The sequence below is a fragment of the Lactiplantibacillus songbeiensis genome (assembly GCF_005405125.1).
Classification (GTDB): Bacteria; Bacillota; Bacilli; order Lactobacillales; family Lactobacillaceae; genus Lactiplantibacillus; species Lactiplantibacillus songbeiensis.
On record NZ_BJDL01000010.1, the window covers coordinates 85,281 to 97,708 of the forward strand.

Here is a 12,428-nt window from a genome sequence, read left to right on the forward strand (position 1 = left end):
TAATAGCCATTCGTGAAACCGTTGACAACATTAGGGCTATCAGCCCCAGTACGCAAAAAAGATCAGTGCAAAATTTGCACTGATCTTTTTTTAAATTAATCGATTCAGTTTAGTTTTCGACTGGGACTTTCGCCAACGCATTCTTGACCGCGCTCTTGATTGCCCGACTTGACGTTGACGCACCAGAGATACTGTCAACATCGTAGGTATTAGCCGCCACCATCTTATCTGGTAATTGTTCGACGGCCGCTTGACCAACATCTTCACTTTCACTTTGTCGTACGATATCGACTTTTTGCAAGGTGTTGTCCGCATAAGTGATCCGAACCACAACTTCGCCACCGATACCGGCTTCACTAACACCCAGATATTGGTTTGTGCCTAGCTCGATCTCGCTTAAAGCATCGGCTTGTGCAATATCATTGCCGCCAAGTTGAACATCTGTCTCCGTTGGCCCTTCGACAGGTACCGTTGAAGCGATTGGCGTCTGCTTAGCCGCGTTTTCACCGGCAATCTTACCGAAGATTAAGCATTCGGCTAAGTTGCTACCACCGGCATATTGATTAGCATTGGCGCCACCGAGTTCCCCGGCGCCGTATAAATGTGGAATCGGTTGTTCGTTGACATCCAAGATTTCAGCTTGGGCATTGCGCCGCGGCCCACCTTGGGTATTCAACATGCCAGCTTCCAAACGAGCCGCATAGAATGGCCCGTTACCAAAGGCTCGCATCGTCTTGGCATCCCGATGCTGACTGAAGTCTTCACCATTTTGGGCGAAGCTGTTAAAATCGGTAACCGTCTTTTCTAAGACAGCTGGATCTAAGTCCGTCGCTGCGGCCAAGTTAGCCAACGTATCGGCTTTAACTAAGTTGTCTAAGAAAGTCGTATCTGGCAAATTATCGGCTTGCTTAAATTGGTCAAGTTGCGCTTGATCAAAGATTAAGTAAGCATGGTCTTGAGCAGTTGGAATCCGCCAAGTCCCATGGTCATACAAACGACCATGCCGATTTGGTTCGTCTTCGCGGAAGTAACGACTCCCATCGTCCCCCGCCACAAAGATTGACCCGGTATAGAGATCTGGCCATGGCGCTAAGATCAACTTACCACGTTCACCTGGCTTCGGCGCAAAGGTCATGCCAGCTAAGAACCCTAACCCTTCATAACTGTGCATGTGCCACATGTCGGCACCCACAGCTTCAGCCATCCGAATCCCGTCACCGCGATTATACAAGCTCCCAATTGGGGCCAAATGTGGGGCGCCGAGGTAATCTTGAATATATTTCTGGTTTGTTTCAAAACCACCCATGGTCATCACAACCCCATTACGGGCCCGGATATTGACGCTAACGCCATTCCGCTTGATTTGGACCCCTAAAATAGCTTTGGTCTCAGGATCTTGAATCAACTGTTCCGCTGGAGAATCCAGCCAAACATCAATATTATCAGCCCGATCTAAGACATGTTGCCGTAAGTTCTTCCATAGAGCAGCATCAAAGAAACCTTCATGAACTAAGGTCAGATCAAATGCTTTTGCACCTGGGAATTCAGGATATTCTGGGGCCAAAGCATCTGATGGCCCCGTCTTTGGTCCATATTTGTACGTATCGTTATAGCTAACGGGATCTTTAACATCTAAATAAGTCTTAAAGTAGTCCCGCATATTGACCATCCCGTGTACATAAGTAGCTAGGAGGTCTTCGTCAATGTCGATTGAACCGAACATCGCTTGATAATAGGCCAACAATTGATCATAATCCGTCCCAGTTGCCACCACTTGGCCGGCATAGCGGACATTCCCGCCTTCATGACCATTTGGCGCGGCATCGACTAATAACGTTTTGGCATGATTATCGGCCGCAAAACGCGCTGCCGAAGCCCCAGCAGCCCCGAATCCTAGCACAATAACATCGTAACTAGCGCTCCACTTAAGATTGGAACGATTATTAACCGCTTGTGGGGCAAACTTGGCTTCAATCATTTTGGCATAATCGATAAAGTGGGCAACACATTCTTCTAAGAAGGCCACCGTCTTCGTATCTTTGAGCCAGCCTTGATCGTCAAAAGCCTGCGTCGCATGACTCAACAGGAACTCGTTACCTGGCAAGACATAACCGCCGATACCAGGTGCATCTAAAGTTTCGCGTAATTGAACTTGAGCGCGCGACGTTCCTTGGGCGCCTAATGAAGCCCCAACGATCATAATGGCTTTATTCCGAAATGGATGGTCGATACATGATAGCCATTCAATGACACTCTTCAAAGCGGCTGGAATTGCATGGTCATATTCCGGTGTCGCTAAGATAACCCCATCAGCGGCCTTTACCGCATCGTTTAATGCTTGAACACTGGCTGGCGGATTGCTGACAGCATCTTCATTGAATAAAGGTAAATCCTTAATTTCTGCCACTTCAATCTCAACTTCATCTTTAAAGTGGCGCTGCATAAATTGCAATAACTTCCGGTTGTAGGACACGCTTGCGTTGGTCCCGACCAGACCGATAACTTTCATCAAGGTCAAAACTCCCATCTTGGTTCAACTAACTTGTGTGATTGATTTGTGAATTTATTCTCAAAATCATTGTAACGCTGTTATTTAGAAATGAAAGCGGTAAAATAATTCTAGAGGCGAAAGATTTAGTTCGCCTAGCTTAGGAGGCCAAATCATGAACATTGAACTCATCCAATTATTTCTCGAAGTCGTTGAACTCGGGAGCTTTAAAAAGGTTGCGGAACGCCACTTAATCTCGCAACGGGCCGTTTCTAAAAAAATCGGCACGCTTGAAATGGATCTAGGTGTCGCGCTTTTTAAGCGTCAGGCGAATCGAATCAGCCTCACCCCGGCCGGTCACTTCTTCTATACCGCTAGCCAAGAAATGACTAACCGCTTTAGTGAAGCCTTACGTGAAATTCAAACTCTCAGTGGTAACACACAGGAAGTCTTAAGTGTCGGTTACTTTTCAATTTTTGAAAGTCACGTGATGCAAGCTCGCTTTCAGACGTTTAAGCAAGCCCATCCGGCCATCAATTTGATTTTCCGTGAAGAAAGTATTGAACACCTCAGCCAAAGCATTCTGAATGGCGACTTGGACCTCGCCTTTACGATTGTCTACGGTCAAGAACCATTTTTACCAAATAGTCAAGTTCAATCAAAAACAGTCCTAGAACGTGAAATGGTCCTCGGTATCAGTAAACAAAATCCGCTAAGCCAACAAGACAGCGTGCTGCCTCGTGACTTAGCGGATACGAAAGTGCTCTATTATAGTGCTGAGAACTCCGCCTTTTTACAACGGAGCTTTGAAACGCGAAATCCCGAACTCGATCCCCACCAATTACAACGGGTCACTAGTGTTGAACAGATGGAACTCCTTGTCGCCCTTGATCAAGCTGTGGCGTTTTATCCAGCTGACATCAATGATCCGTTGCTCAATCCCAATCGGCAAATTAACTTCGTGCCCGTACAAGGGAATGACCAGACCTATCACTTAGTTGAATTCTGGCATGCCGGTAATCAAAATCCGGCCCTCACTAAATATCAACACTTAATGCTTTAATAACCATTGTAGCCGTTGCAATGCAGCTTGATGGTCACCACTACTGTGTTGGGCCACGTAATAATAACCTAAGGTCTCGTGATATAGGGCTTGGCGAGCGGGTGCTAATTGATAGTAACGGTCAAAGGTCTGCTTAAATACCGTTGAACTGTCACTCGCAGCTAATTCACGCTGACAAAATTCCCGCAGTTCGGCTTTACTAAGCCGGGTTCGCGGAATTGGTGTTAACTGCGGCTGTTCAGCTAATCGATTAGTTAAAGCGGTTTTCAATGGTGTGGCAGCATCGCCCAAAGCGGCCTTAATCGTTGTAGCCGAAGTCAATCTAGCCAACTGTTCAAACCAGGCTAAGCTTAATTTAGCACCCCAACGCGTGGCTAAAAGTCGTTGCCAATCAGCTAATTGGGCCGTCACTTGATGATACGTCCACCCCCAGCAACTATTGAAGACATCATCATAGAAGCGCGTTGTTTGTTGCTGATCTAACGTGCGCGTTACTTGGTCTAAATCGGCCACAAAGTCACGATTCAGCATTGCTAATCGTCGGACTTGAATCCGGCCAGTTTGGGCATATTCCGTCACCATTAACCCGAATTGATAACTATTCAACAGCGTCTTTAAGGTTGATACTGTGTTCAGTTTGCTGAACTGGTTTTTAGCCGTGTTGCGGTCCGGACGTTCAACAATAATTGCTGCTAATCGTTGCAAATAACGTTGATAGGGTTGGCTCTGCCGTAAATCGGTTTCGGCTTTTACAGCGGCTTGTTGCGCAGATTGTTGGGCTTGCTGTTGGGCTAATTGATGCTGCTTTTTAGTCGCTGCGACCCGATCAGCAATGGCTTGCTTTTCTTGGACAACCAATTGGTCATAGGTCCGCAACGTTGGTTTTAATGCTAATAAAGGTAATTCAGCTGTTTTCCGCCGTAAATAAGTTGTCACTGTGGTACTCGTATCGGTTCGCACTTGATGCACTTGCGGTCGAATGTCGCTTGGCAATTGCGGTAACAGTGGCTGCTTAAACATAATCGTTGGCACAACGGGTACTTGGGCCGTCAATGTCTGATATTGGGCCGCCGCATAAAAGTTATCTTCGGTCGTAATCACCATTAAATAACGGGTTTCTGCATTCATAAATTTCTTGACACATTCGGAACCCACGATTAATTCTTGATGATTGCGTTTATTTTGAACATGATATTCATACCGCACCGGTTTATGGCACAATTCGCAATGATGCCAAGCTTTGCGATCATCGCTCGCCGTTACCACATATGGCAAACTGGCTAACAGCTGCCATTCTTGACTACAAGCCGTCAGCCAATCGGCATGGTCATGCATAATTAAATTGCGTACCGTGATGGGTAAGAAGTCACTATCGGCTTTAACCGTCACATGGTCGCGCAATAACCCACTAATTTGTTGTAAAGTCGTGTGCCGGCGCGCTTGTTCACTTAATAGAAAGAAACGGTTTTCGGCCGGCGTAATTAAAGTTGTCATGGCTGGCATGCGCTTTCAGTCCTCTCATTTGAAACTAACTTAAATAGCATAGCACAAGTTACGGTCAGCTAGGTCGGATGAGCTTTCCGCTTCGTGTTAGATAGATATAACTTGCACTCTGGTTGGTCCAGAATCGGCTGGAACATGGTGGCCGCGTTTTATCTAAGTCGGCAACCCACCGACTAAGATAAACGACACCACTGAGCCAATTCTGGACCGCCCGGCGTTAATTACCGGGCATCTGCAAATGAAAGATTTCTTCTACCAGTTGTTTTAGTTTCTAAAATATTCAGCCGTGTTGTTGGGCATCAATATGAGCGATCTTCTCAGACTTAGACTAAGAACAACTTTGAAGACCAAGCTTGCGGCGTTAGCACACAATCTTAGGTATTTGGATAATGGATAACGTGAGCGTAAATACCCAGCATCAAGCATAATTATTTAATTAGCTATCCCCATTGAACAAGCAGTCTTAGTCGTAGTGACCAGCAAGTTCGCCGTGTCGAGCCACTTAGCCGGGTACTTTTGCCCAGATTAGTGGCTGGGCCAGCTTTTAAGACGTGATTTTCGGCTTAAAGGTGCCCTAACCACCCTTTGGCTGCAGGGCTGCCCCACCGCGAATCTGCTGGTCAACGGAGACGACTAATCTCAACCATACTAGATTTTATGACAATTTCGTTACAGTATAAATGTGGTAATGATGAGATACCAACAATTCAACTACTAACCTTTTTGTCAACCTTATCAGCACGCAAACTAGCGTTAATTAAGCGAACATCCCTAACCATAAAAATAATGATTTTTTGTGTGATAAAGATTGCTCTTATAAAATCAAGGTGCTAAACTATCGGTGTTCCATCGAAAAAGGTTAAGTTATTTAAGGGGGATTTTCAATATGAAAAAGATTAATGCCTTAATTGCAACTGCTGCTTTAGCTTTACCATTAGCTGCCGCACCATTGGCACCCGCAACTACGTTAATCGCCAACGCCGCGACAGTCAAAAAAGCGACGTCCGCTACGACCACCACTTATACGTTAAAGAAAGCCACCAGCATCAAGAAGACGGCTTACCACGCTAAGAAGGCGGGCGATAAGTATAAGATCGAATTTGCCGCTGACCGTGCCACTGCCAAGGTCTCCAAGTCTAAGACGAAGTTGTCGACGAAGAAGACTTACACCACCAGCAAGACCATCGAATTATTGTCCAACAAGAAAGGTGCTAAGGAAGTTAAATACCTACACCTCAAGAACGATAAAGGTGAATTTGCTGGCTGGGTCAAGGCTTCTGAAATGACTAAAGGTGCGCTTGGTTCTAAAACACCCGCTAAGGCTAAAGCCACTAAGTTGACCTTAACCAAAAAGGCTAAGACCATCAAGAAGGCTTACACCGCGACCAAAAAAGGTGAATTTGCCAAAGCAGTCTTCGCTAAAGACGGCAAGACCGCGACTTTAACGAAGGCCGGCACGTTAACCAGCGGTAAGAAATATGACGCAACTAAGTCAATCTATGCTAAGACTTCCACTAAAGCCACTGCCCATGAATATGTTTTATTAAAGGACGCTGGCTGGACCTTAGCTACCAACTTAAAAGCGGCTAAATAAGCTAGCTAATAACTTAACTTAGGCACGACAAAAACAGCGGCTCCGTTTAAACGGAGCCGCTGTTTTTGTCGTGCTTATTGCTTAATCAAACATTTTCTTAGTAGCTTTGAGCAAGGTCTTTGGATCTTTGTCATAACGTGGTGTCTTGACTAAGTTATCCATCGGAACCCCGGCAAAGTGATATGCGGCAATCTCACCAGAACGAACCGCACTTTGTTCCGTGAAGATCATCTGATAAGGTTGTTCCGCAAATTCACCAGTGAAGGCTAAGTTGGTCGAGTGCTTTGGTAAGACTTCTGGCCGATCAGTCTTCGCCCGGTTATTGAAGAGCGCCGAAGCATAAGGCATGTAGACTGGGATATTGTTGATAATACTATCCATAATCTCTTTTTCCTTATCCTTAATGTTACCAGGGCCAGGATCAACCTTGGATAATTGCCCGATCAATTCTTGGGCCATTTCTTTACCCGTCATCTCAATGTAAGGCTTGTGAACGAACTCGCCTTTGCGCCGTGGATAGAGGAAGTAGCCCCAAAGGACGGTTTCATTCGGATTTTGCGTGGTAAAGTGTGGTTGATGATGAACCACGATCGACACGTTGATATCCTTTTGATTCAACGGCGTGATTGGCGTGGTTGATAAGAAGGAGTTCAACGCATTCCCAGGTTCTTGAGTCGTAATCCGCACGATTTCGTTTAAGAACAAATGATCCTTAGTCGTCAACGTGAAGCTGACCCATTCACTGGCATTCCGGTCGTTGAAGAATTTGTCCGGCGTCCCTAAATTATAGAACCGTTCCGTGGCTTTCTTCCAAAGGGCGGCACTAATCCCGTATTCCATGTTTTCTGGTGCAGGCGTGTTGTAATCACCCATCGTGGCCGAATCAGTAATCGAGCCGTTGGTAAAGATAACGGCGGTATCATCGTCAACGGGTACCGTTTCAACATCGCCTGAAGCGACATCTTTAACTTTCAAACCTGTCACCGTAATCTCATCTTGCATCGCTGTGTCTTTGAATTCCCAATCTTCGACAATCTTGTTATCGATGAAGGTGACATTTTGACCTTGCAAGTACTTGATCAATGGTTCAATCATACTTTCAAATTGGTTGTAACGGGTCCGGTTGACCCCAACCAAATGTTCAATTTGGGTAAATTCATAAATCATTTGATGCATGTAACGCCGTAATTCTTGCGCCGAACTTTGGGTCCGGAAAGCGAAGGTCGTTTCCCACATGTACCAGAAGTTGGTCTGGAACATATGCGGATCATCGGCAAAGTATTCGGCAATTGTTACATTGTCGAGCTTTTCTTCGTCTTTATCTGGCATCATAATGAGTTTGGTTAACAACGCTCGGTCTTTGTTATTGAAGCCTAGTTTACCAGCATTGATAATCCCTTTGCCACCTTGTAACAAACGGGCTTTATCAAAGGTCCGATGCTTGGCGTCAAAGTCACGCGTATCTTCTGCGGCGGTCATCCCAGGTTCGGTGATCGATGGAATCCGGTCGAGCAATTCCATTAAGTCCACATAGGTCCGATAGTTAAGCATCCGGCCACCCCGTGCGACGTAACCGGTCGTGTTTTCCATGGGATGATTCTTGTTCCAATATTCATTAGTGAAATCAGTTGTGACCCCACCATCATTGGCACCATGCATATCAACCCCATAGAAGGTAATATCCTTACCATCCCAATGGCCATCTTGAATTAAATAAACTGCTGAGGCCATGTTCGAGAGCCCCGCACCAATCATAATTGCTTTACTTTTAACCATAAATAACGCCTCCAAAATCATTTGTTAACGCTTACAGGTACATTATACAACTTGGATACCACTTGTCTAGTTTGAAGTGAAACCTTTTCGTTATTTTCATAGAAACTTTAGAATTGATTCGGCCGGACCACCGATTAGTCACTAAACTGCAACTTATACCGGTAAAGTTCATCGAAAGTGACGTAAAGACGCGTATAATATGAAGTACTTAGGAGTGATTGGATGACCCCATATTTAATCTGTTCAGATATCGATGGCACCTTGATGATCGATCATAAAGTAATGACGGCCAAGACCCGTCAAGTGCTACATCAAGTCATGGCACAAGGCCATCAATTTTATTTAACCACGGGACGAATGCTGCCCTTGGCCCATCAAGTTGTCACCGAAATCGGCGGTCCCGTGAAAGTCATCGCTGCTAATGGCGCAACGTTTGAGCAAGGCAATCAACTAAAGAATAGTTTTCTATCCGGTGAACATTTAACGAAAATCTATCAGACCGTCCTCAGTAACAACTGTCGCGTCTACTTTTTTGAAAATAATCGGCTCTACTACACGGGCCAAACGGTCCCTTATCAAGATGAGATTGCAACGAGTGGGACGCATGCGACGCCGGTTCTAAACGCGATGCCGCTTATCGGACCGGAATTCTTACCGAATCTGACTGGCTACATTACTAACGCCATTGTTTACGGCCAACCCAGTGAACTCGCTCTCGTCCGCCAAGTTCTGGTCCAAACGACCGATTTGAACTTATCCAGTTCAAATCCACATAATTTGGAAATTATTCCGCACAGTGTCAATAAAGCCCTAGCCGTCACGGCAATTCAGAAGTATACCGGTATCGGTCGGGACCACACGATTGTCTTCGGTAATGAGCTTAACGATCTGGGTATGTTCCGTGTGGCCGGTCACAGTGTCGCGATGGGCAACGCCAGCAACGTCGTCCGCCAAGCCGCGACCGACATCACCTTACCAAATACCGAAGATGGCGTGGCCGTCTTCTTACAAGACTTCTTTAAGTTAAACGAAAATCTAGCTTAGTCCTACGAAAAGGTCCTTTAAAGGTTAGCTTTTAACCAGCCCTTAAACATCTTAGTGAATCATTTAAAAATTCAATCTATATCGTGACTTTTTTAAGCCACTAAAAATTGTGTTTTCCCCGCCAAGCGCGGTATGATAGTTCTCGAATGCTTTTTAAGAGAGGACTATTTTATTTTGCAATCAAAACCAACGACCACTAATTCGCTTCCTGCACGTATTGCGGCCTTAATCTTCAGTCTCGTCCTAAATGCTTGCGGGAATGCCCTATGTATTACCTCCAATGTCGGTAGCGGTATCTGGACAGCTTCAGCGGTTAATATGCATGAAGCCTTTGGGTTAGATGTCGGTCTGTTGTTATTTTTAATTGGCCTGGCTAATGCCATTACTAATCAACTTCTGATTCGCCGGCTGGATGTTCCCCGCTTTGTTGGCGAAATTATTTTCGTACTGTGTTTCAGTTATTTCGTTGATCTCTTCACCATGACGTTTACGACCCTTGGAATTCCCCACTTGCCTTGGCTCGTTCGAATGTTCATTTCGATCTTAGGTGTGTCAACGTTTTGTGTCGCCATTTCCATTTATCAACGGGCCAATATCTTCATGCATCCTAATGATGATACGACGAATATCTTGCGGTTCATGTATCTAAAAGGTAACGCTACTGCCTCACAATTGATCGACTTCGTCCCACCAATTATCATCATGGCGCTAACCTTTACCATCACGCACCGGGTGGACGCGGTTAATATTGGGACGTTTTACTCCTTTTTGATGAACGGGATCTTAATTGCGACCGCTGATCGATTGGTCTTTCCCAAGTTAGTGCATAACTTTAAAGTAAAAAAATAAAGCTGCTCGGCGATTTTTCGTCGAACAGCTTTTTAGCTAGCGAATCGCCCCGGTATATTGGAACGCCTCACTGGTTGGATCTTGTAAAAAGGCTTTTAAATCGGACATGTTTTGAACGGTTGCTTGACCCGACTTGGCTAGCATGACATTGAAGGTCCCATCGCCCAAAGTTTCTGCATAATAGGCGACTGGAATGCCTAGGCCGTATGCCGTCCCAGTCTCCCAGATGGTCCCGGTATCAACCCCATCCACCACGGCAACCACTAATTTGGCTTGCTTTAAATGCGCCACATTATCAGCAAATACCGCGTTACGATCCGCATCGGTTGCATCCGGGGTCAAATCAATCCCATCTAAACGGGGACTGTAGTAGGTTATGCCTAGCTCATTCATCAACTGTTCAATCTTCGCTAACCGTTCTGGCTGACCAGCCGTAAACCATGGTCCAGCTAAGTAGACAGTCGGCGTTTCACTTTTAATTCGGGGGTTCATCAAGTATCAATCCTCTTTCAATAGTTAATCAATGTCTACACTTAGTGCTAGTTTGCTTAAATTACCACTCTGGTTGGTCCAGAATCGGCTGGAACGTGGTGGCCACGTTTTTGAGCCAAAAAGCGGTCTCAAAAGCCGGGCTTTATCTAAGGCCGGAAAATCACCGACCAAGATAAACGACACCACTGAGCCAATTCTGGCCCGCCCGGCGTTAAATAACCGGAATTGAAAAATTAATGATTGATTATTCTCAGTTCAGTTATTTAGCCGAGCCGTTGATTCCTAAAATGCTCAGCTATGTCGTTGGCCTTAGTGTGAGTAGTCTGCTCGGACTTAGGCCAAGGTCAGGTTTGAAGACCTCAGCGTTGGCTTCAAAATGGCCCATGGCGTTCCAGCGTTTTAGGAGCCAACTGGCAGACGCAATCTTAACTAGCACCAAGCGTAATCAGTGTCTTTCATTTTACACGTGTCTCGTCTTAAATAACAAGTTCAAAAAACGAGCTTGGCAATTAAGCTAGGCTCGCTACATCATCTATTTCACACTTAATTGACTTAATTCATTGAAGTCCGCCGTGGATAGATCCACGTTAGCCGCGGCCACGTTATCAGCCAGATGTTCAACTGAACTAGTCCCAGGAATTGGCAAGACATTCTTAGAACGCTTCAACAACCAAGCTAATGCAATCTGAGCTGAACTAACGTGATACTTAGCCGCCATCGTGCTCAAGCTACTCCCGGGTTGCGCCAACTGACCCGTTGCTAGTGGGAACCATGGCAAGAAAGCCATACCTTGTGATTCTGCGTAGTCTAAAACATCGTCATCGCGATGGTCAGCGACGTTATATAAGTTCTCAACAGCATCGATAGTCGCCACTTTTTGGGCGGCTTTTAATTCGTCAACCGTGACTTGACTCAGACCGATATGCTTGATTTTGCCTTCGTCTTGCAACTTCTTCAACTCACCGACTTGCTCTTCGATTGAGAAGTGCGTATCGATACGATGCAAGAAGACAAGATCTTCATGGTCGATTCCTAACGTCATCATCGAGACTTCCACTTGTTGCCGTAAGTAATTCGGCTCACCATGTGGCGTCCAAACATTCGGACCCTGCCGCGTCTGACCGACCTTATCTGAAATAAAGATCTGATCGCGATTAGCGGCGTCCTTTAAGCCCGCTGCCAAATAACGATCCGCGAACCATGGCCCATAAGAATCCGCGGTATCAAAGAAGTTGACTCCATAAGCCAAGGCTTGCTTAATGACCTTGATCCCATTTTCAGGATCAGCGTATGGCCCCCAAGTCCCTGGTCCGGTCAACTGCATCGTCCCATAGCCTAATCGATTGACTTTAAATGTCTCATCAAAAGCATAAGTTCCCGCATTAGCGGCATTAATTGTTGCCATTCAAATCGCTCCCATCAATTATTTCACTTCAGTTACATGATCTAGTGTAGCGCTTGGACGCGGGTCTAGGTCAACTATTTAGTTCGCGACTTAACGCCGAACCCGGACTGGCCGCTTCCGTGGCTGGGTTGGGTCACCGATTAAGGTCAACAAGCCAACTGCCACTAGCACCACTGCCATAATTTGTAAAACTGCCATCAGAATGCCTCCGTTC

At 45.8% G+C, this 12,428-nt stretch carries 9 protein-coding genes; 4 read left to right on the plus strand and 5 right to left on the minus strand.

The features are described from left to right. Nucleotides 1-109: 109 nt before the first annotated feature. The gene (locus FFM77_RS04280) at nucleotides 110-2,509 is read right to left on the minus strand and encodes an NAD(P)H-dependent oxidoreductase (RefSeq protein ID WP_137634515.1); all 2,400 of its coding nucleotides are present in this window, start codon (nucleotides 2,507-2,509) and stop codon (nucleotides 110-112) included. Nucleotides 2,510-2,663: 154 nt separating this feature from the next. Here FFM77_RS04280 and FFM77_RS04285 point away from each other — a divergent pair, with 154 nt between their 5' ends. Further along, a complete protein-coding gene (locus tag FFM77_RS04285) occupies nucleotides 2,664-3,551 on the plus strand; it encodes a LysR family transcriptional regulator (RefSeq protein ID WP_137634516.1) in 888 nt (295 codons plus the stop codon). Here the strand turns inward: FFM77_RS04285 and FFM77_RS04290 are convergent. Beyond that, nucleotides 3,540-5,054, minus strand: a complete 1,515-nt coding sequence (locus tag FFM77_RS04290) for a hypothetical protein (RefSeq protein ID WP_137634517.1) — start codon at nucleotides 5,052-5,054, stop codon at nucleotides 3,540-3,542. The genes FFM77_RS04285 and FFM77_RS04290 overlap by 12 nt on opposite strands. A gap of 886 nt (nucleotides 5,055-5,940) precedes the next feature. Between FFM77_RS04290 and FFM77_RS04295 the strand changes: the two genes are divergently transcribed. After that, nucleotides 5,941-6,648, plus strand: coding sequence for a hypothetical protein (locus tag FFM77_RS04295; protein WP_137634518.1), 708 nt, complete (start codon nucleotides 5,941-5,943; stop codon nucleotides 6,646-6,648). A gap of 81 nt (nucleotides 6,649-6,729) precedes the next feature. On the opposite strand, the gene FFM77_RS04300 is transcribed toward FFM77_RS04295, so the two are convergent. Then, nucleotides 6,730-8,424, minus strand: coding sequence for an oleate hydratase (locus FFM77_RS04300; RefSeq protein WP_137634519.1), 1,695 nt, complete (start codon nucleotides 8,422-8,424; stop codon nucleotides 6,730-6,732). Between the two features lie 222 nt (nucleotides 8,425-8,646). On the opposite strand from FFM77_RS04300, the gene FFM77_RS04305 reads away from it, so the two are divergent. Beyond that, a complete protein-coding gene (locus tag FFM77_RS04305) occupies nucleotides 8,647-9,468 on the plus strand; it encodes an HAD family hydrolase (RefSeq protein ID WP_137634520.1) in 822 nt (273 codons plus the stop codon). A gap of 174 nt (nucleotides 9,469-9,642) precedes the next feature. Next, nucleotides 9,643-10,317, plus strand: coding sequence for a DUF6198 family protein (locus FFM77_RS04310; protein ID WP_479686904.1), 675 nt, complete (start codon nucleotides 9,643-9,645; stop codon nucleotides 10,315-10,317). Nucleotides 10,318-10,353: 36 nt separating this feature from the next. On the opposite strand, the gene FFM77_RS04315 is transcribed toward FFM77_RS04310, so the two are convergent. Next, nucleotides 10,354-10,809: a nucleoside 2-deoxyribosyltransferase gene (locus FFM77_RS04315; RefSeq protein WP_137634521.1), complete on the minus strand. Its 456-nt coding sequence runs from the start codon at nucleotides 10,807-10,809 to the stop codon at nucleotides 10,354-10,356. A 532-nt stretch (nucleotides 10,810-11,341) separates the two neighbouring features. Then, entirely contained in the window at nucleotides 11,342-12,214 is an 873-nt protein-coding gene (locus FFM77_RS04320) for an aldo/keto reductase (RefSeq protein ID WP_137634522.1), read from the minus strand. Between the last annotated feature and the right edge of the window lie 214 nt (nucleotides 12,215-12,428).